Genomic DNA, 21,341 nt, shown 5'->3' on the forward strand with positions numbered 1-21,341 from the left:
GGGCCGGCGGGCCGGATGATATGATGACGGGATCGAATCGGATGAAGTCGAGGCTCTGCTGCATCGCGCTGTCGATCCTATCCGCCGGCGCGGCCGGGGCGGAGCCGGCGATGCTCGTCACCCCGGCGCATACCGCCGGCATCATCCACGAAGACGACATCCCGCTGACATTGTCGGCCGATCTGCTGGCGCGCGACCTGAAGGCCGTCACTGGCAAAGCCGCGACGCTGTCGACCGACCTTCACCGCTGCACGAAGATATGCGTGGTGATCGCGCGCTACGACAGCGCGCTGGCGCGGTCGGTCGCGGACGACGCTGGCCTAGACCTGCGGGCGCTGGCCGGGCAGTGGGAACGATACGAGCGGGTTCTGCTTCGCTCCCGCCGTGATCCCGAGACGTCGTATCTGCTGATCGCGGGATCGGACCGGCGGGGGACGATCTGGGGAGTGGTCGATCTCACCCGCGAGATCGGGGTTTCCGCATGGGAATGGTGGGCGGACGTCGCGCCGCGTCACGCCGACCGGGTTGCGGTCGCGGCGGACCGCATCGTGTCGAGAACTCCGTCGGTGCAATATCGCGGCATCTTCCTCAACGACGAGGATTGGGGACTGCAACCCTGGGCGGCGAAGACCTTCGAGCCGGATGTGGGCGACATCGGCCCCAAGACCTATTCACGCATCTTCGAACTGATGTGGCGGCTCAAGGCCAACACGCTCTGGCCGGCCATGCATGATTCCACCAGGCCCTTCTACCAAATCAGGGGCAATGCCGAAGCTGCGCGGGATCATGCCATCGTCATGGGGACGTCCCATGCCGAGCCCATGATGCGCAACAACGTGCGCGAGTGGGACGACGACGTTCGCGGGCCGTTCAACTTCTTCACCAACCGCACCCGGATGATCGAGTACTGGAACCAGCGCGCGCAGGAAGTCCGCGATTTTGAGAACATCTACACAATCGGATTGCGCGGCAAGCACGATTCGGGAATGCAAGGCGCCGATACGGCGGAGGCCGCGCGCGACGCGACGGCGCAGGCGATCGCGATACAGCGCGACTTGCTGGCCAAGGCTCAGCGCAAGCCGGCCGACCGGATCCCCCAGGTACTGACGTTGTACAAGGAGGTTCTTGACACCTATCGCGCGGGGCTCGACGTTCCCAAGGATGTCACGCTGATCTGGCCGGAGGACAATTACGGCTACATCAACCAACTGTCCGGTCCCGCCGATCGGCGGGCAGGGGGATCGGGTGTCTACTACCACATATCCTATTGGGGGCGGCCGCACGATTATCTGTGGCTGGCGACGACGCATCCCGCCCTGCTGCGCGAGCAGATGGATCGGGCGTACCGGATGGATGCCCGCCGCATATGGATCGTCAACGTCGGCGACATCAAGCCGGGCGAGTATCTGACCCAGTATTTCCTCGATCTCGCGTTCGACGACCGCCTGTTCGCCACGGCGCCGATCGAGCATCTGACGGCATGGGCGGGGCGGCAGTTCGGCCCGCGTGATGGGCGGAGGATCGCGTCGATCATGATGGATTATTACGACCTCGCCTTCGAACGCCGGCCGGAGTTCATGGGCGGCGGGCAGACCGAGCCCACCTCGCCCAACACCGTCAGCCCCTATGTGCGCACCGGCGGCGACGAGGCGTGGCAGCGGCTCGACCGCTATGCCGACCTGACGCGGCGCGCGGAGGAGGTGGCGCGCAGCCTGCCGGGCGATCGCCGGGACGCCTATTTCCAGCTGGTGCTCTATCCCGTCCGCGCTTCGGCGAGCCTCAACGAACGCATCCTGAAGCTCGACCTAGCGACGACCTATGCCAAGGCCGGCCGCGCACCGCTCAACGTCGCGATCCGGTCGGACGGCGATCCTGCCGCGCGGGCGGCGGACGTGCCCCGCGCCGCGATGAACGCGCTGGTCGGCCAGGCCAGGGCGGCCCATGCCCGCCTCGTCGGGGATACGGCGACGTACAACGCCCTCAACGCCGGCAAGTGGAAGGGGATCATGAACATGGCGCCCAGGGGCCTGCCCGTGTTCGACGAGCCCGCCTGGCCGAGCTGGAGCTGGACGGCGCGACCGGGCTGCGGCCTCGACCTTTCCGCACTGACCTTTGTGGAGGGGCAGGCAGCCGATCGCAGCTTCGCGATCTATTCCGCCGGCAGCCGGGCGCATTGGACGTTCACCCCGCCCGCGGGCTTCACAGCGTCCGCGCGGGAGGGGGATCTGGACGAGGCGAATGGTTACCAGATGCGCATCCGCCTGTCCTATGCGGGGGCAAAGGCGCCCTCCCCGGGGACGGTCGAATGCGGTGGCCGCAAGCTGCCGGTCGAACCGGTGCTGGCGGCGCGGGACGGCCGCTTCCCGCCAGAGGTGAACCGCATCATCTCGATGCCGGCGGTGCGCGCCCGCAGCTCGCAATGGGAAACCGTGCCGGGACTAGGCTCGCGCGGCGCGGCGCTGCGCGCGCGACTGGACGTGCGGTCTTCGGAAAGCGCCACCGGCGAACCGCTGGTCTATGATTTCCGGACCAACGCCAGTGGCGACGCGCGTTTGCGGGTGGTGGCCATTCCTGTCCACCCGCTGACATCTTCAACGCGGTTGCGGCTGGGCGTCTCGATCGACGGCGGCCCGATGCGGACGCTCGACTTCGAGACGTTCGGCCGCAGCGAGGAATGGAAGCGCAACGTTCTGAGCAACACCGCGATACGGGAGCTGGTGCTGCCCGAGCTCCCGTCCGGATCGCACCGGGTTTCCGTCCATGCGCTCGATCCCGGCTTCATCATCGACCGCCTCGACGTGCTGCTAGACGGCGCGCCCGATTTCTACGGCGCGAGCCTGCTGCCGTGACCCGTTGCCGGCCTGCTGCCGAACAGACGAAGAAGGGATCAGAGATGTACGCCACCCATGGACCTGCCGCGCGTGGAAGTCGCCCGATCGCGCCCGCCCTTCTGGCAGGCATCGCCGCCCTCCTGACGGTCGCACCCGCGGCGCTCGCCCAGGCCACCACCTCCGCGACCGCCCCCGCGACCACGCTGCCGACCATCGCGTCCCGCAATGGCCGGCATATGCTGATGGTCGACGGCAAGCCGTTCCTGGTCCTCGGCGGCCAGATACACAACAGCAGCAACTATCCCGCCATGCTGCCGAGCGTCTGGCCGACCATCAAGGCGCTGCACGCCAACACGGTCGAGGTGCCGGTCGCGTGGGAGCAGTTCGAACCCGTGGAGGGTCGATACGACTATGGCTTCGTCGACGACCTGCTATCCCAGGCACGCGACAACGACGTCCGCGTCGTGCTGTTGTGGTTCGGGACGTGGAAAAACGCGGCGCAAACCTACGTCCCCGAATGGGTGAAGACCGACACCCGCCGCTTTCCCAGGATGCGGCGGCGCGATGGATCGATCCACCCCAACCTGTCGCCCCATGGCGAACGGACGCTGGCGGCCGACCGGCGCGCCTTCGTCAAGCTGATGGAGCATCTGCGCGACCGCGACCCGCAGCATACGGTGATCATGGTCCAGCCGGAGAACGAGGTCGGCAGCATCGGCACCCCCCGCGATTTTTCGCCGCAGGCGCAGCGGCTTTTCGATGCGCGCGTGCCCGACGCGTTGTCGCGAGCGCTGCACCGCAAGCCGGGGACGTGGACAGAGGTCTTCGGCGCGGCGGCCGACCAGTCGTTCAGCGCGTGGCATATCGCCCGGTACGTCGATGAGATCGCGGCCGCCGGGAAGCGCGTGATCGACCTGCCCATGTTCTGCAACGCCGCGCTGACCGACCCGTTCGACCTCGCGAAAGCGGGAGGCGGAGCCAGCGGCGGCCCCAACTGGAACGTGATCGACATCTGGAAGGCGGCAGCCCCGCACATCGATTTCGTCGCCCCCGACATCTATAACCGCAAGCACGGCGCGGTGCTGGCGTATCTCGATCACTATACCCGCCCCGACAATGCGCTGATGATCCCGGAGATCGGCAACGCTGCCGATTTCGCCCGCTTCTTCTGGCCGGCGCTGGGTCATGGGGCGATCGGCTTCTCGCCCTTCGGGATGGACGGCACCAGCTACTCCAACTACCCGTTGGGCGCCGAAAGGCTCGATCCGGACACGCTGTCGGCCTTTGCCGGGCCTTATCGACTGTTCGCGCCGATGGCCGCGGATTGGGCGAGGATCGCGTTCGAGAAGCCGACCCGGGGATTTGCCAAGGGCGACGACGGCGCCGACCAGTCGGTCGTCATGGGGCGCTGGACGATCACGGCGGAATACGGCCTTTGGCAGATGAAGGAACGGACCGATCCGCGCGCCGTCCCGAAGCCGAACGCCAGCAAGCCGGTCGGCGGGGCGGTGGTCGCCCAGCTGGCGCCGGACGAGTTCCTCGTCGCCGGCGCGGATGTGCGGATACGGTTCCGGCAGGCTGACAATTCCGCGACCGAATATCTCAGCGTCGAGGAGGGAAGCTACGTCCAGGGACGATGGTTGCCGCGCCGCCGGTGGAACGGTGACCAGACCGACTTCGGACTGAACTTCGTCGAGCCGGTGATGCTGCGCGTTCGGTTGCACGATTTCGGCTGAGCGACGATTAATCGACCAACACATGAACAATTCCGGGGGGCAAGGCATGACGCGTTTGCGCTATACGATCGGCATCGCCGCGCTGGGCATGGGCGCCGCGGCGCCCGCACAGGAAACCGTGCCGCAGGTCCAGCCGGTACAGGTCGATGCGACCCGACCCGATTGGGAGAACCCGGCGGTCTTCGCCCGCAACAAACTGCCGGCGCGCGCGACCGGCTTCCCCTTCGAGAACCGGGCCAAGGCGCTGGCCGGCCATCGCACCCAGTCATCCCGCTTTCTTCTGCTCAACGGCGAGTGGAAGTTCGCCTTTTCGCCCGACTCCGATCGTCTGCCGGCCGGGTTCGAGCAGCCCGGCTATGACGTGTCCGGCTGGAAGAACATCAAGGTGCCCGCCGACTGGCAGGCCGAGGGTTATGACCAGGCGCGCTACAACAACATCACCTATCCCTTTCCGGCCAACCGTCCGCTGATCCCCCATGCGAGCAATCCGGTCGGCTCCTATCGCCGCAACGTCGACGTGCCGGCGGGCTGGGCGGGGCAGGACGTGATCCTGCATATCGGCGGCGCGGGTTCCGCCTATGACGTGTGGGTCAATGGAGATAAAGTCGGCTATTCGGAGGATTCGAAGCTCCCCAGCGAGTTCGACGTCACCCCCTTCGTGAAGCCGGGGCGGAACACGGTCGCCATCCAGATCCATCGCTGGTCGGACGGCAGCTATCTGGAGGATCAGGACTTCTGGCGCGTATCGGGCATCGAGCGCGAGGTGTTCCTGATGGCGGCGCCCAAGACCCGTGTGCGTGATGTTTTCGTTCATGCGGGGCTGGACGAAAGTTACCGGACGGGCAGGCTGTCGGTCGATGTGGCGGTGACGCCGGGGGCGGAAACCAGCGCGCGCTATGTGCTGATGGACGGCGACCGCGTGGTGCAGCAAGGGCGCGCGACGGTGCCGGCCGGAAGGGCGGAGCGCAAGGCGACGCTGACCGGAACGTTGCCAGACGTGAAGCCCTGGAGCGCCGAAACGCCGAACCTCTACATGCTGCTGGTCGAACTGTACGACGCCAAGGGTGGCATCATCCAGTCGACCTATCAGCGGATCGGCTTCCGCACGGTGGAGATGAAGAACGGTCTGGTGTCGGTCAACGGCCGCCCGATCACCGTTCGTGGCGTCAACCGCCACGAGCACGATCCCGAAACATTCCACGTCGTCAGCCACGAGTCGATGGAGCGCGATATCCGGCTAATGAAGCGCAACAACATCAACGCGATCCGCACCTCTCACTATCCAAACGATCCGTATCTGTACGAGCTCGCCGACCGCTACGGCCTGTACGTCATGGACGAGGCGAACATCGAGAGCCACGCTTACATGGACTACGCGAACAAGCACCCGCGCGAGCGCGCGAAGTACCAGATCGGTTTCGATCCCGCCTGGAAGGCGGCGCATGTCAGCCGCGTCGTCAACATGGTGGAGCGCGACAAGAACCATCCGTCCGTCATCTTCTGGTCGCTGGGCAACGAGGCGGGGATCGGCCCCAATTTTGAGGCGGCTGCTGCGGCGGCCAAGGCGCGCGACCCGGGCCGGCTGGTCAGCTATCTGGGCTGGGGAACGTGGGACGGCATCGGCGACCATCGCCCCAACTGGTACGCCGACATCTATGCGCCGATGTACGACCCGGCGGTGAAGATGGAGGATTACGCCACCAACTGGAACTTCAAACAGCCCATGATCCAGTGCGAATATGCGCACATGATGGGCAATTCGGGCGGCAATCTGAAGGAATATTGGGACACCATCTACGCGCATCCCGACCGGTTGCAGGGCGGCTTCGCATGGGACTGGGTCGACCAGTCGATGTATCGCCACACCGCCGACGGCCGCCGCTATTGGGGCGACGGCGGCGAATACGGTCCCAATCCGGGTGGCGACATCGAGTTCGGAGACGGCCTGCTGCAATCCGACCGCACGCCCAACCCGCAGCTGTACGAGCTGCGCAAGGTCTATGCGCCGGTCCAGTTCGACGGGTTCGACGCCGCCACGGGGCAGGTGACGGTCCGCAACCGGCACGACTTCCGCGACCTGTCGGGGTTCGCGTTCGACTGGACGCTGCAGGAGGACGGCGTGACGATTGCGAGCGGCGCGCTGCCGACGCCGGCCGTCGCGGCGCGGGCAAGCGCCACGATGACCATGCCCGTCGCGGCGTTCCCCCGCAGGGCAGGAGCCGAATATTTCGTCACCCTGCGGGTGCGCGCGAAGCAGGGCGCCGTGCCGCTGGTGGAGGCTGACACGCCGATCGGGTTCGAGCAGTTCGCGCTTCCGGGGCTGCCCGGGAAGCCACCGGCCGCAGCGGCGCCCGGCAGCGGCGGTGTGCGCGTGGCGCAGCGAGGGGGCGTAATCGCCCTGTCGGCGGGCGATGCGCTGCTGGAGGTCGACCGCGGCACCGGGCTGATCCGCCGCTTCGCGCAAGGGGGTCGCACCGTCGCCTCTGGGGGCGCGCCGAATTTCTGGCGTGCGGTCACCGACAATGACATCGGCATCGGGACCGAAAAGCAGCTCGCCGTATGGAAGGCCATGAGCAACACCCGGCGCGTCACCGCGATCCGTAGCCGCCGCACCGATACGGGCGGCGAGGTGACGGTCGACTATGCACTGGGCGACGGCGCGGCGACGTTCGGCGTCACCTATGCGATGGCAGGCGACGGCTCCGTCGCGGTAGCGGGGCAGTTGACCCCCATCCGCCCCGATCTGCCCCCGCCCTTCCGCGTGGGGCTGATGTTCGCACTGCCGACCGACGTCACGCAGGTGGAATGGTACGGCCGCGGCCCGCACGAAAGCTATGTGGATCGCAAGCAGTCCGCCCCGATCGGGTTGTGGCGGGGCGCCATCGCCGCGCAGAACCACGATTACATCCGCCCGCAGGAAACGGGCAACAAGGTCGACGTGCGGTGGATGGAACTGTCCGGCACAGGTCGCGGGGTGCGGATCGCGGGGGACCGTCCGCTGATGATGAACGTGCTCGCCTTTCCCTATGCCGATCTAGACCGGCATGCGCCGGGGACGTGGAAGTCGACGGACGTGGTGCCCCATGGCCAGGTGACGCTGCTGGTCGATAGCGCGCAATGGGGCGTCGGCGGGGATACGCAGTGGAGCGAGTTCGGCAAGCCGCTGTTGCAATACCGCACCCGCCCGGATTTGACCCGTATCGCCTTTCGGCTGTCGCCCTTCCAGGGAATGGGTACCACGCCGCAGAAGGCGATCGCTGCCAGCGCGACCGACGAGTAGGCGCCGATCAAGGAAGCGACCGCTACCTTCCTTGGATGTCATGATCGGCTTTGGGTACGCAAAGGCTTACGAAGGCCGTCGTGCAAGCTACGGCGCCCAGTTATGAACTTGAATCAAGCGGACCGACAATGAACCTATCTGGCTTTAGCGACTATATCTCGGCAATATCGAAGAACACGGAGTCATGAACGTCCTAGGTTGTTGAATTAGCTTCTAGGCGGCCTCGAAAGCGGCGAGGCAATTCCTAGACCAGTCGGGGTTATTTAATAGTCTCTTCGTTGATAGTGCCGCCAACCCGACCGCACGTTTGCGGAATGATGGGAAACTAGGCTTGGTGAGAGGGCGCACTACCTCATCCGCTTCCACTATGTAAAAGGCCATCTGGCGCGATCAGGCGATGTTCCGTTTGTTAGGCTGCTTGGGCCGAATGAGCACGGGACGATGGCAGAGCATGTTCGGTAAAGCCTGTGTCACCGGCAGTGCTCCACGATTTGCGCACAACAACCGCAATCACTGACCGTGATGACAATCATATGGTTAGGCATGTTGCGCTATGACCAGTGGGTCCATACTCCGGCGATAGATAAACCCAAGAAACGGGTGATTGTTGCAGGATTGTCTGGCCCTGAGGCCAGGACACCCGAAGGAGAGGGAGAAGAACGACGTGAAGCTTCGCGTTCTGTTGATGGCTAGCGCGTGCATCGCCGCTACCAGCATTTCTATGCCGGCGTCGGCCCAAGTCACCGTCCAGTCGCCAATCCCGCCGAGAGATCCTGAGACACCCGCGACCTCGGCAGCGCCCACGCCTGACGGTCCGATCGCGCCCGCGAACGCGAATCCCGTCGTCCAATCGACATCCCAAGAGGGTGACATCGTCGTCACCGCGCAGCGGCGTTCCGAAAGCATCCAAACCGTGCCTGTGAGCGTGACTGCGATCGGTGCGCAGGATCTCAAGGAACGCGGAATCAATGACCTGCAGCAAATCGGCCTTGTGGCGCCGTCACTCCAGGTCAACAACAACACAAACTTTTCGGTTCGCGGCATTGGCACGCTGTCGTTTTCGACCGCGCTTGATACCAGCGTTGCCATCTCACTGGACGATGTGAACCTCGGCAAGCCTCTCCTGAGCGCGATCCCATTCTACGATATATCGCAGATCGAAGTGCTCAACGGACCCCAAGGCCTGTTGTTCGGCAAGAACGCGTCGGCCGGCCTCCTCAACATCGTTACGAACAAGCCCGAAATTGGTAGTTATGCGGCCTCCTTCGACATGGAAGCCGACAACCGCACCCGGCCAGGCGACGACGCACGGGGCGCTTTGACGCGTGTGGCCCTGAACATCCCGGTTACGGCAAACTCCGCACTGCGGTGAGCTGCCCCCTTCTGAGTGGTCCATCGACTATGATTGTCTGGATCAAGGAAGGGACGACGAATGCCTGCCAAGAAGCACAAGCCCGAAGAGATCATCGGCAAGCTGCGTGAGGTTGAGATCATGCTGGGCCAGGGGGGCACAACTGCCGAGGCATGCCGGCGCATCGCCGTCAGCGAGCAGACCTATTACCGGTGGCGCAAAGAATATGGTGGTCTGAAGACGGATCAGGCGCGGCGGATGAAGGACCTGGAGAAGGAGAACCTCCGGCTGCGCCGCGCGATCTCGGACCTGACATTGGACAAGCTAATCCTGCAGGAGGCGGCACGGGGAAACTTCTAAGCCCTGCACGGCGCCGGCGGTGCATCGACCAGGTGCGGGAGGTGCTGGATGTGTCCGAGCGACGGGTGTGCCGCGTGCTCGGGCAGCACCGGTCGACCCAGCGCAGGGTGCCGTGCGGGGCAGATGACGAAGAAGCGCTGACCGACGACATCGTCGCGCTGGCCAGGCAGTACGGGCGCTACGGCTATCGCCGGGTAACCGCACTGCTGCATGCGGCAGGCTGGTCGGTAAACCACAAACGGGTGGAGCGGATCTGGCGACGCGAGGGGCTGAAGGTGCCGCAGCGGCAGCCGAAACGCGGTCGGCTGTGGTTGAACGATGGCTCGTGTATTCGGCTGCGACCGGAGTATCCCGGGCATGTCTGGGCATACGACTTTGTCGAGGCGAGGACGCACGACGGACGCAAGTTCCGCATCCTCACGATCATCGACGAGGCCAGCCGCGAGTGCCTGGCGCTGGTGGTCGCCCGCCAGCTCCGCCACGAAGATGTGCTGGCGGCCTTGGCCGAGTTGTTCATCACGCGGGGCCCGCCAGCTCATATCAGGTCGGATAACGGCAGCGAGTTCATCGCCACCGCAGTCCAGAAATGGCTTGGGCGGATCGGCGTGAAAACGCTCTACATCACACCAGGCTCGCCATGGGAAAACGGCTACAACGAAAGCTTCAACGGCTCCCTGCGTGATGAGTTGCTTAACGGAGAGATCTTCTACAGCCTCGCCGAGGCCAAAGTGCTGATCGAGGCATGGCGGCGCCACTACAACACCATCCGGCCACACAGCAGCCTGGACTACCGCCCACCTGCACCAGAAGCGGCGACACCGCCATTGCCGGCCTCCGGTTCCGCTTCGCTCCACCTACGCCCGGCAATGGCGGCGGAGACGACGATGCACTAACTATCTACCCGGACCACCCGGTGGGGGCTGCTCAGTAGAAGCTCTCGACGAAGCCGTTCTGGGTCGGCTTGCCCGGCGCGATGTAATGCCACTCGATGCCAGCATCGCCGGACCAGGCGAGCACCGCGTTCGACGTCAGTTCGGTTCCGTTGTCGCTGACGATCATCGTCGGCTTGCCGCGCTCGACGATCAGATTGGCCAGCTCGCGCACGATCCGCCGGCCCGAAATGGACGTGTCCACCACCGCCCGGAGGCACTCGCGCGTGACGTCGTCGACGATGTTGAGCACGCAGAACCGTCGGCCGGTGACGAGCTGGTCGTGGACGAAATCCAGGCTCCACCGCTGGTTGGGAAGTGCCAGCACCGGTGCAGGCGCCCGCGCGCCCACGGCGCGCCTTCGTCCCTTCCGGCGCCTGACCGTCAAACCCTCCTCACGGTAGAGCCGCTGGGTCTTCTTGCGGTTGATCGTGATGCCGTCCCGACGAAGCAGAATGTGCAGCCGTCGATAGCCGAACCGCCGGCGCTGCTGCGCCAGTTCGCACAGCCGCGACCGCAGGTCGCCATCATCTCCCCGACACGAGCGATACCGCATGCTCGTGCGGTCCGCCCCGACGACCATGCACGCCCGCCGCTCGCTCATCCCCAACGTCGCCTGGAGATGCGCGACCGCTTGCCGCTTCGCGGCGGGCGTTACCATTTTTTTGACAGCAGATCCTTCAGACCCGCATTGTCGAGCATCGTATCCGCCAGCAGCCGCTTGAGCCGGGCATTCTCCTCTTCGAGCGACCGCAGGCGCTTTGCGTCGGATACCTCCAGGCCGCCGAATTTCGCCTTCCACGCGTAGTAGGTCGCGCTCGACAGCCCGTGCTTGCGGCACAGCTCCGTCACCACCGCACCCGCCTCGGCCTCTTTCAGAATGCCGATGATCTGCTCTTCCGAAAACTGCTTCCGCTTCATTCCGTCCGTCCCTTCAAGTGACGTCCCCCCTGTTTTTTCATCCATGTTGAGTGAGAGTTTTCCGGCCCTTTGAAGCCTGCGGGCAAGGAGCTGGAACATGAAGAAGTCGAGGTACACGGAAGAGCAGATTGCGTTTGCGCTGAAGCAGGCGGAGATGGGCACGCCGGTGGCCGAGGTCATTCGCCGGATGGGCGTGTCGGAGCAGACGTTCTACCGCTGGAAGAAGGTGTATGGCGGGCTGGGCGTCGGCGAGCTGCGGCGGGTCAAGCAGCTCGAGGACGAGAATCGTAAGCTCAAGCAACTCGTCGCGGATCTGAGCTTGGACAAGCATATCCTGCAGGACGTGCTCGCAAAAAAGCTCTGACGCCTGGGCGACGGCGCGAGATCGTCGCGCACGTCCAGGCGTCCCATGGCGTCAGCGAGCGGCGTAGCTGCCTCGCGCTCGGCGTCGACCGCTCGTCGGTGCGGTACGTGTCGCACAAGCCTGACCAGGCGCCGCTGCGGTTGCGCATCCACGATCTGGCGGCGGCACGGGTGCGCTACGGCTATTTCCGGATCTACATCCTGCTACGCAGGGAAGGCTGGCTGGTGAACCATAAGCGCGTCTATCGGCTCTACCGGGAAGATGGGCTGAGCCTCCGGCTCAAACGTCCTCGGCGCAACGTCAGCGCTGCGAACCGCGAACGCCAGCCCGCAGCGTCGGCGCCTAACGAGATGTGGTCGATGGACTTCGTCTCGGATGCCTTGTTCGATGGCCGACGGCTGCGGGCGCTGACGGTGGTCGATGCCTTCACCCGTGAAGCGCTGGCGATCGATGTCGACCAGGGCATCAAGGGTGAACAGGTCGTGGCGACAATGACGCGGATTTCGGCGACACGTGGTGCGCCCAAGACCATCCGGGTCGACAATGGTCCGGAGTTCATCTCGAAAGCACTGGACCGATGGGCGTACGAGAACGGCGTCACGCTCGACTTCTCGCGGCCGGGCAAACCGACCGACAACGCTTTTGTGGAGTCGTTCAACGGCCGCCTGCGTGACGAGTGCCTGAACAGCCACTGGTTCCTGTCACTGGCGGACGCAAGAACCAAGATCGAGGCCTGGCGGCGGGACTATAACGAGAGCCGTCCTCACACGGCGCTTGGCTGGCTGACGCCAGCCGAATATGCTGCATCCGCCGGGGTTAACCCCGGCGGATGCAGTCCGGAAGCTCGCATCAAATCCGGATGAGAAACCGGGGGACCGTCACAAGGAGCCGGTTTCTAGTTCCAGATGGATGAAGAAACGGGGGTCACGTCAAGGTGTGCCAACAACACGGACGCTTGCGAAGCCGGCAGTTTGCAAGATGTAAATCGCGCCACCGAGGCACCGGTAGGGTGTATCAGTTAGCTCAGATGAGATAGTGGCATGCGGGCCGGACTTCGCTTCCACGCGTGCGATTGCAAGAAGCTCGTCCATATCTACCGTACGATCTTTGATCTGGACGGTGCAGAGTGCAGTGGTTCTGTGAATGGACACATGGAATGGGGCCGTCTTGTGCTGCCCTGCGCATGCTGCGAGCACAAAAGTTAGAACTGCCCAAGCAATCAATCTATGAGCGTTATTCATGGTCGCGCACCCTTGCGAAGGGGGAAGGTCCGCGATGTCGGGCAAGGAATGACACCAAATCCGGGGACTGGAGCGATCTCCCGTCTGTCTGCCTTGCCGCGCCGCATCTCCCTACTCGCGGTTGCCATGGACCTGCGGGGGCCACAAGTTGAGTGCGAGGAACACGATGCCGGCGGCAAGCATCACTGCACCGAGCCACAACACAGGACCGAATGCCCAGCCACGCGCCACTACGGCGCTACCAAAGGCAAACGCCAGGGCAATCCATGCGGCTGCTCGCCATCTTGTCTTGGCAACAGATGCAGGCCGGCGTCCGGTCAGACGCTGATGGTGGTCATCGGTGGCGAAGCCGAAGCAGCCGAACCCGATGAGCGACAGGATGAACGTCAGCCACGTCATGCCACTGCCTCCATCTCAGACATCGGGATCGCTGCCGTCCGCGCACGACGGCTGATACGGACGGCCGGGCGGTGACGTGCCACGCGCCGGGCAAGCCAGAGGAAGGCGACGGCGAACACGATCATGGTGAAGTCGACGCCGAGCGGCAGCAGATCGCCCGCCCCGGTTGACCTGGCCCAATTCCACTGTGTGCCGAACAGGTTGTAGACCGGTAGGGCAGCCAGTGAGATGCCCGTTGCTCCGAACAGGATGGGCCACACCGCGGCCGGACGCCGCAACAGCGACAGGATCGCTGCGCCACCCCAGATGATGAAAAGGATATGCACTTCCCACCGCGACCGACCGGGCAAGGTCACCGGCAGCAACCGGTTGGCCCAGAACAGGCCTGCGATGCCAAGCGGGAAGCCGCCCAGCACCGCGACGTTCAGCCGTTCGACGACCTTGAAGCCGAAAGGGGGGCATGCCGGATCGGCCAACTTCTCGCGCCGTTTCACGGTCCACAACACCAACCCGCTGGCCACCATCAGCGTGCCCGCCACGCCGCACAGAAAATAGATCCAGCGTAACAAGAGGTCCGCAAAGCGGCCGGCATGAAGGCCGACCATCACGCCGGCCGTCACCGCTGCACCGCCTGGGCCTGGCGAATGCCAGACGGGTACTCCGGTGATGCCGTCATAGGTGATGGCCGGCGCACGGGTGTTTAGTAGCGAGGTGGGGGTGCGATAGAGGGTGACGCGAGCGGCCGCATCACCAGGCTGGCTCACCTCGATCGTTCCCACCGGTCCGCCAAGCCGGCGCTCGGCATCGCGAGCAATCGTCGACAGCGGCATAAGCGGTGCCGGTCGCCCGGTGCGCTCCACCACCGGCGCCTGAGGGAAGAGGTCGGCGAACATCTTCGTCTCGTCCGCATAGTTGGCGACGGTCGCCCATGGCATCAGCAGCGCCATCAATGTGACGATGCCAGTGTAGGTGATCATGAGGTGGAAGGGCAGCGCCAGCACGGCGGTGGCGTTGTGCCCGTCGAGCCATGATCGCTGACCCTTGTTACGGCGGAGAGTGAAGAAGTCGCGGAAAATCTTCTTGTGGGTGACGATGCCGGTCAGGATGGCGACCAGCATCATGACGGAGGCGAACCCCACCAGCCAGCGCGACGAGATCACCGGCAGGTAGTAGAGGTCGAAATGGAAGCGGTAGAAGAAGTCGCCCCCGCGGGTATCGCGCGCAGTAATTGGTGTACCATCGGCACCGATCAACGCCTGATTGTCTCGCCGTCCGCGCCCTCCGCCGCGGCGTCCGCCCCGCTCACCTTTCTTGGGTTGCGGCTGCCAGGTCACCTGTGCGCCTGGCACCTGAGCGTTGGGCATGGCGATGAACCAGTTCTTGGCATCGGGCGCCTTGCGGACGAGGAAGCGTTGCGCGCCGCCCAGAACACGCATCGGCTCCTCGATCCGGGCGAGTTCGGGTCGCATGTAGCGGTTCAGCCCCTCACGCCAGAACGCGACGGTGCCCGTCAGGAACACAAGAAACAGGATCCAGCCGAGCAGCAAACCTGACCAGGTGTGAAGCGTCGACTGCGACTGCCGGATGCCTTTGCTCATAGCCGCCCCGTTGTTGCGATCGACCACCAGACGATCCCGCCCGCAACCATGCCGATCAGACCGAGGACCCATGTCGCCCGCCAACCGCTGCGCGCCCCGTACGCGTACATCGCGAACAGGGCGCACAGCAGTAGGGCGATCAGCGTCCCGGTCACCGTCGCTTCCGACCGGGACATCGGCAGCACCCGCGCCAGTGCCGCTGCCCAGAGACTGGCAACGGCATAGCCGAGCGGCACCGCCGCGATGAAGCGCAGCGCATTGTCACTACGCCTCCGCCAAATCACGGCACGGCCGGTCGCTCTTGCGATCACGGGTAGGCGAACCGGAGCGTGGCGAACACGGTGCGTGGAACGCCGTAATAGTTGCCGCGCCCGGTCGACGAGATGCGCGCATAGTAGCTCTTGTCGAGCACGTTGTTGACGTTGACCGACAGCGACAATTGTTCGTTGACCTTGTAGCCGGCACGCAGGTCGACCACCGCATAGCCGGGCTGGCGAACCACCGACGAGATCGAACGTCCGTTCGGCGTGGCCGTAGTGACCGGGACAATGATCGACGGCGTGCCACCGAACGTCTCGCTGAACCAGGTGACGCTGCCACCAAGGCTCGCCCCCTTCAGCGCACCGCCCTGCACCGTGTAGTTGGTGAAGGCCTTGATCATGTGCCGGGGGATGATCGGCGTCAGCGACAGCCCTTCATATTGGGGCTGCGTATCTTCGAGGTATTTCGTGCGGGTGTAGGTGTAGCCACCGTTAACACGCCAGCCTGGCAGGATCTCGCCGGTCGCCTCTGCCTCAATACCGCGAGAACGGACTTTGCCCACCTGAAGGTAGACGGTGGTCAGTTCGGGCGGATTGAAGATGCGGTTGGTCTGCTCGATCTGGTAGACGGCCGCCGACAGCAGCAACCGGTCGTTCATCAGCGCCAGCTTGGTGCCGACCTCGTACTGACTGCCGATCAGCGGTTCGACCGTGCCGCCATCGTCGCGGACGCGGTTGGCGGGTGCGGCCTGCGGTGTGAAGCTGTCGGCATAGCTGCCATACACGTTGAGGTTCGGCGTCACATCCCAGACGATGCCCGCATAGGGCGTGAACCGGTTGTCGATGTTCTGCGGCCGTCCCCGGACCGCGGTCGGCAGCAGCGTGTCGATCGTTTGTTCCCACCAGGTCAGACGACCACCGCCGATCAGCGTCAGCCCGGCGACCGGTTGAAGCCGCAGCTGACCGTAGAGGCCGTATTGCTCGATGACCGTATTGGTCGCGCCCCAGCTCTGAATGACGCAGTTGACGGGGGCCGGCGTGATAGGTGTGGTGCGGTTCGGGCAGACGGCATTGGTGCCCTGCACCGGATAATAGGGTGATGCGCCATAGGGATTGAGGGGCGGCTCGAGTGGCGAGACGGGGTTGAAGACGTTGATCCGGGCATAGCCATTCAGACGCGTGTAATAGCTGTCATAGTCCTGCGACTGATAGTCGCCGCCCAAGATCAGCGTCTGCTCTTGCCCGAACAGGCGGAAGCTGCCGACGCCGTTGAAATCAAACGAGTTGGTCTTCGAGAAGCTGTCGCCGCGATAGGCGATCTGGGTGGTGGTCCCGTTATTCGCGGCAGCAGGCGTTACCGCGTTGGCCGCGGTGGTCACTGCCGCATTGCCGACATAGCTGTAGATGTCGACACGATCGACATCAGTGAACAGACCTGTCGCTCGCAAGGTCCAGCGGTCGCTGATGCGGTGGGCGATCTCAGCAAAGGCAGTCCAGGTTTTAGACTCAAACCGGTTCCAGTCTGCACCCAGGTAGGTTGACCGACGGACATCAAGCAACCGCCCCTCGCCACCCCTCGTGTCACCGGCATAGCCGGGTAGCCCGGACTGGGTCGAAGGCCTGAAGCGATCATACGAGCCGCCGAACGTGACGGTGGTGCGATCGCCGATCTCAAAGCTGCCTACCGCGAATGCATTCACCCGGTTGCGGTGCGCATAGTCGAAGAACTGGTCCTGATCCTGTGCCATCACACCCATGCGAACGCCGGCATGCTCCCCCAGTGGTGCGGACAGGTCCAGTTCGAGCCGGATGTTGTCATAGCTGCCGTATCCTGCGGAACCTTGCATCTTGAATGCATCGAGCGGCCGCTTGCGGACGAGATTGATGCTGCCCGACGGATTTCCGGAGCCGCTGAATAATCCGGCAGGTCCACGCAGCACCTCGATACGGTCATACGCGAACAGATCGGGCACCACGCCCGGGAAGTTGAACGTCAACGTCGGCACGCCGTCGACGAGATAGTTGGTGATGGCGAAGCCACGCGAGAAGTATGCCGGGTCTTCGCTGCCAATGCCATTCACAGTGATACCGTTGGTCGCTGTCAGTGCATCTTCTAGCGTAAAGAGGTTCTGTGCCTCGATCTGCTCACGCTCGATGACTGTCACCGTGTTGGCGACGTCCTTCAGCGGCGTGATCGTCTTGCCGACTTCCCTGCCGTAGCTCTTGCCCACCACGACGAGCTCGGTCTGGTTGCGCTCGTCACGCTCGCCGGTCTGAACCTGGTCGACTGCGGGGGTACCCAGGTCGGGAGTGACCGTTGTCTTCGGTTCGTCGTTCACCGTCGCATAGGCGCAAGTGGGTACCGTCGCCACCATTGCCGTGGTGGCGAGCAGCATCGCTGAGAAACGCACTGTTTGTCTTCCCCTTTTGATTTTGCCGCTAGCTATCAGATCCGCAACTGCAAGTCACTATCAATATAGATAGAGTGGCATGGGGTCGGTAGGTGATGCTATCCCGGAAAGTGCTGACGTCGACGCGAAGAGGCACCGCTGAGACGCTGGGCCACTGCACTGCTCGGTGTGAAGTGAGTGAGCACCTGGCTTTCAGAAGAGGGGAGAGTGCCCAGCAGACGGCGTCATCGTGCATGTAATCGCCGACTCAACGAGTTTGGCTAAATCAAGATGCAGCGTCAGCTCTCCAGTTCAAGGTTCTTCAAGCTCGTCGCTTGGTCGTCGTCACGTCATGACGTTCGCTATCGGAAGATTGGGTACTAAAAGAGCTATACCGCAGAGCCGAATGATCATCGGAAGTTGAGGAGCGGGGAAGGGGAACGTGAGTGACCGATTGTGGGTCTGCATGCTTACGGCATTGCTCGCGCGTAAACGGCACGGGTATCGCGGCGGGGCGGCCTTGCAGCGTTATGGATTTAAGCGTATATAGGCCGGGCTACGATGTTCTATGTCTATAGGTCATTCCCTGAGCCCCGAGCGTTCCAGCGTTCGGGGCTCAAACTTTTTAAGGACGCCCCGGCGTTCCAGCGCCGGGACGTCCCCAACTCGGCCTAGTGGCGCGACAGCTCGATGATTTTCACTACCAAGCTGAGGAGCGCAACGACGAGCGTCGCGACGCCGAGTACCAGTGCTACGATTGTTGCGGTGTCTATATGTATCACCTCCCTTGACCGCCCAGGTTGGGCTACCACGGACCGGATAGGCTCTCTGGCAGTGATAGACTAGCCTTCCGACGCGGAGATGATGGCTAGCCTAGGCGACGATCAACGCTGATCTAACCGCTCGGGGACTGTCCGCGGCAATGCCGGTGCGCGCGAGAAATTCGTGCGCCCGGAAATCGGAGAGCAAACTGAACGAACGGCCGAAGCTGGGGAGGGTGAAGTGGGCCGTGAATGTCTGGAACTGGGTCGCCGCGGCAGAAGGGGAGGGCGGCCGCTCACGACCAAAGTCAGTCAGTCATAGAAAGGACGGTTACCGGCGGCTTTTGTCCGAAGCGGACATAGCCGCAGTGGACAGCGCTTTTCGGCAAAGGCACGGAGACATTCGCTCCAGAAAATAGTTATAAATAGTGGTTAGATTGATAGACAGTAAGCGTGATGTGGAGACCGCGGATTATGCGGCTTGTGCGGTCGGCTGATGTGCCGGCGGCATCCAGTTCCACGGCATGAGTTCATCCCATCGGCTGGCAAGCCAGTCTGCCGCGACTTTGGCGATGACGTCTGCGATATAGGTCTGCGGATCGACGCCGTTGGCCTTGCAGGTCTGGATGACGGTGTAGATGGCAGCGGCCCGTTCGCCGCCTGCGCGCGAACCGGCGAACAGCCAGTTGCGGCGTCCGACCGCGACACCGCGCAGCGCACGCTCCGCGATATTGTTGTCGATCTCCAGGCGGCCATCGTCGAGGAAGCGGGACAGCGCTGGCCAGCGCTTCGTGCCATAGGCGATGGCCCTTGCCATGTCGGACCTGGACGACAGGCGGCGCAAGCTGGCGTCGAGCACCTCGCGCAAGGCGTCGACCAGCGGTCGACTTTTTTCCTGTCGGGCTCGACATCGCACGTCGGGTGGTTGGCCACGGACCTCGGCCTCGACAGCGTAAAGCGTGCCGATCCGCTCGAGGATGTTGGTTGTCAGCGGCGTGGGTGACCGCTCGTGCAGATCGAAGACCTTTCGGCGAAAGTGTGCCCAACACGCGACTTCGGTCACGCCGCTGCGGTAGAGCCCGTCATAGCCGGCATAGGCATCGGCCTGAAGGAAACCGCGGAAGCCGGCGAGATGGGCCATCGGGTGCGCGGCCGTGCGGTCGGGCGTGAAGCGATACCAGGTCGCGCGCGGCGCCGTGCCGCCGGACGCCTGGTCGTCGGCTGCGTACACCCATAGCCGCCCGGTCGCGGTCTTCCCCCGGCCGGGGTCGAGCACCGGCACGGGCGTGTCGTCGGCATGGATCTTGTCGGCCTTGAGCACCTCGTCACGGATGCGGCTGACGATGGGGTCGAGGAGCACCGCGGCCTGTCCGGTCCAGCCCGCCAGCGTCGAGCGGTCGATGTCGAGCCCTTGCGCGGCCATCATCTCGGCCTGGCGGTAAAGCGGCAAATGGTGGTCGAACTTCGAGACGACGACATGCGCCAGCGTAGCGAAGGTGGCCTTGCCACGCGCCACGGCGCTGACCGGGGCGGTAGCCTGGACGATCTTCTCGCACACCCGGCAGCTGTATTTGGGGCGGACGTTGCGCACGACCCGCCAGCGCACCGGCACGATGTCGAGCATCTCGTGTGCGTCCGAGCCGAGCGCGCGCAATGCACCGCCACAGTCCGGGCAGGTGCAGGCACCCGACGCCGGCTCATGGACGACCTCCTCGCGCGGCAGATGTCCGGGAAGACTGCGGACGGGCACCGGCCGAACCGCCACGCCGCTGTCGGCCATCTCAGGCCCAGGCGCGTTGCGCTCCGTCTCCAGTTCCTCCAGCGCCAGTTCGAGCTGCTCGATCTCGCGGCCGAGCTTCTCGGACGAGGCGCCGAATTGCATCCGCCGCAGCCGCGCGATCTGTCCGCGCAGCGTATCGATGAGCAGGTCGCGGGCAGCCAGAGCGGCATTGGCCCGGGCGAGTAAGGCCTCCAGCGCGGCGATCCGCGCGGTGGCATCTGCAGGGGAAACAGGCGCTTCCGACACGCTGTCTTCATAGCAGATTGCAGGTCGGCGAGCGAGCAAAAGCGGCGTAAAACCGCCGTTCTCACCCCGCCAGCGTCGGCGCGAACGTCCGCTCGGGGCGTCGCCAGTCGATGCCCTCCAGCAGCATCGACAATTGCGCCGGCGTCAGCACCACCGTGCCGGTCGCGGTCACCGGCCAGACGAAGCGGCCACGGTCGAGCCGCTTGGAAAACAGGCACAGCCCCTGCCCATCGAACCACAGCAGCTTGACCAGATGTCCCCGTTTGCCCCGGAACGCGAACAGCGCACCCGAATGAGGATTCTGCGCCAGCACCTGCTGCACCAGCACCGCCAGACCATCGAAGCCCTTGCGCATGTCGGTCACCCCGCACGCCAGGAACACCCGCGTCGGTAGCGGCACCGGGCTCACCGCAGCACCGACAGCACCCGCGCCAGCGCGCCTGCATCCACGCCTGCGTCGACGCTTACCCGCACACCGCTCGGCAGTTCGATGTGGATGAGCCCCGATGAACATGGTGCCGGCTGTGGCGCTGACGGCGTCAGTTCCGCCACCTGCACCTCGGCAAATACCGGCAGCGACGGCATCGCCCCGGCCAGCTTGCCTTCGTGCAGCTGCTTGCGCCACGTGTAGATTAGGCTGCTCGATACCTCGCGATGTGCGATGACATCGCAGACCCGAACCCCCGGCCGGAACGCCTCGGCCAGAATCTCCAGCTTCTCCGCGTCGGACCATCGCCGTCGACCCGATACCCGGCCGACCACCTCTATCCGACCAGTCATACGAGTGCTCGTATGACTGGTCGTAGAACCGATAACTTCCTGCACCGCCCGCACCCTCTTCAAAGGCGGCAAGCATCCCGGCTACCGGCGCTACCGCAAGGCGGCCTGCTGACC

At 64.3% G+C, this 21,341-nt stretch carries 13 protein-coding genes and 1 pseudogene; 6 read left to right on the forward strand and 8 right to left on the reverse strand.

What is annotated here, in order from left to right:
- Positions 1-41: 41 nt before the first annotated feature.
- The 5 genes from NPJ82_RS16445 to NPJ82_RS16465 all read left to right on the forward strand — a co-directional run bounded on the left by NPJ82_RS16445 (position 42) and on the right by NPJ82_RS16465 (position 10,451).
- Complete coding sequence (locus NPJ82_RS16445) at positions 42-2,849, forward strand: glycosyl hydrolase 115 family protein (RefSeq protein ID WP_342659231.1); 2,808 nt, start codon at positions 42-44, stop codon at positions 2,847-2,849.
- A 44-nt stretch (positions 2,850-2,893) separates the two neighbouring features.
- Positions 2,894-4,567 (forward strand): DUF5597 domain-containing protein, encoded by a 1,674-nt coding sequence (locus NPJ82_RS16450; protein WP_342659232.1) that lies wholly within the window; start codon positions 2,894-2,896, stop codon positions 4,565-4,567.
- An 88-nt stretch (positions 4,568-4,655) separates the two neighbouring features.
- Positions 4,656-7,847, forward strand: a complete 3,192-nt coding sequence (locus NPJ82_RS16455) for a glycoside hydrolase family 2 TIM barrel-domain containing protein (RefSeq protein WP_342659246.1) — start codon at positions 4,656-4,658, stop codon at positions 7,845-7,847.
- 664 nt (positions 7,848-8,511) lie between these two features.
- Entirely contained in the window at positions 8,512-9,219 is a 708-nt protein-coding gene (locus NPJ82_RS16460; protein WP_342659233.1) for a TonB-dependent receptor plug domain-containing protein, read from the forward strand.
- Positions 9,220-9,279: 60 nt separating this feature from the next.
- Positions 9,280-10,451, forward strand: a protein-coding gene (locus NPJ82_RS16465; RefSeq protein WP_342659234.1) for an IS3 family transposase whose coding sequence is annotated in 2 segments (ribosomal slippage) — positions 9,280-9,544 and positions 9,544-10,451 — 1,173 coding nt in all. Because the reading frame shifts where the segments join, the coding sequence is not laid out codon by codon here.
- Positions 10,452-10,488: 37 nt separating this feature from the next.
- On the opposite strand, the pseudogene NPJ82_RS16470 reads toward NPJ82_RS16465, so the two are convergent.
- Positions 10,489-11,408, reverse strand: a pseudogene (locus NPJ82_RS16470) (IS3 family transposase); the annotation flags it as partial.
- A gap of 97 nt (positions 11,409-11,505) precedes the next feature.
- On the opposite strand from NPJ82_RS16470, the gene NPJ82_RS16475 reads away from it, so the two are divergent.
- Positions 11,506-12,635, forward strand: a protein-coding gene (locus tag NPJ82_RS16475) for an IS3 family transposase (RefSeq protein WP_164727745.1) whose coding sequence is annotated in 2 segments (ribosomal slippage) — positions 11,506-11,758 and positions 11,758-12,635 — 1,131 coding nt in all. Because the reading frame shifts where the segments join, the coding sequence is not laid out codon by codon here.
- Between the two features lie 489 nt (positions 12,636-13,124).
- Here NPJ82_RS16475 and NPJ82_RS16480 read toward each other — a convergent pair.
- The 7 genes from NPJ82_RS16480 to NPJ82_RS16510 form a co-directional block, all read right to left on the reverse strand.
- A complete protein-coding gene (locus NPJ82_RS16480; protein WP_342659235.1) occupies positions 13,125-13,412 on the reverse strand; it encodes a DUF3325 domain-containing protein in 288 nt (95 codons plus the stop codon).
- On the reverse strand, positions 13,409-15,037 hold the full coding sequence (locus NPJ82_RS16485) for a PepSY-associated TM helix domain-containing protein (protein ID WP_342659236.1): 1,629 nt from the start codon (positions 15,035-15,037) through the stop codon (positions 13,409-13,411). Before NPJ82_RS16485 ends, NPJ82_RS16480 begins: the two co-directional genes overlap by 4 nt.
- Positions 15,007-15,294, reverse strand: a complete 288-nt coding sequence (locus NPJ82_RS16490) for a hypothetical protein (RefSeq protein ID WP_342659237.1) — start codon at positions 15,292-15,294, stop codon at positions 15,007-15,009. The genes NPJ82_RS16485 and NPJ82_RS16490 overlap by 31 nt, the downstream gene beginning before the upstream one ends.
- A gap of 23 nt (positions 15,295-15,317) precedes the next feature.
- Entirely contained in the window at positions 15,318-17,666 is a 2,349-nt protein-coding gene (locus NPJ82_RS16495; protein WP_342659238.1) for a TonB-dependent siderophore receptor, read from the reverse strand.
- A gap of 1,227 nt (positions 17,667-18,893) precedes the next feature.
- Entirely contained in the window at positions 18,894-20,465 is a 1,572-nt protein-coding gene (locus tag NPJ82_RS16500; protein ID WP_342659242.1) for an IS66 family transposase, read from the reverse strand.
- A gap of 43 nt (positions 20,466-20,508) precedes the next feature.
- Entirely contained in the window at positions 20,509-20,856 is a 348-nt protein-coding gene (tnpB, locus tag NPJ82_RS16505) for an IS66 family insertion sequence element accessory protein TnpB (protein WP_342659120.1), read from the reverse strand.
- Positions 20,853-21,227, reverse strand: a complete 375-nt coding sequence (locus NPJ82_RS16510; RefSeq protein WP_342659119.1) for a transposase — start codon at positions 21,225-21,227, stop codon at positions 20,853-20,855. Before NPJ82_RS16510 ends, tnpB begins: the two co-directional genes overlap by 4 nt.
- Between the last annotated feature and the right edge of the window lie 114 nt (positions 21,228-21,341).

The sequence above is a fragment of the Sphingomonas sp. NY01 genome (genome assembly GCF_038809135.1).
Taxonomy (GTDB): domain Bacteria; phylum Pseudomonadota; class Alphaproteobacteria; order Sphingomonadales; family Sphingomonadaceae; genus Sphingomonas; species Sphingomonas carotinifaciens.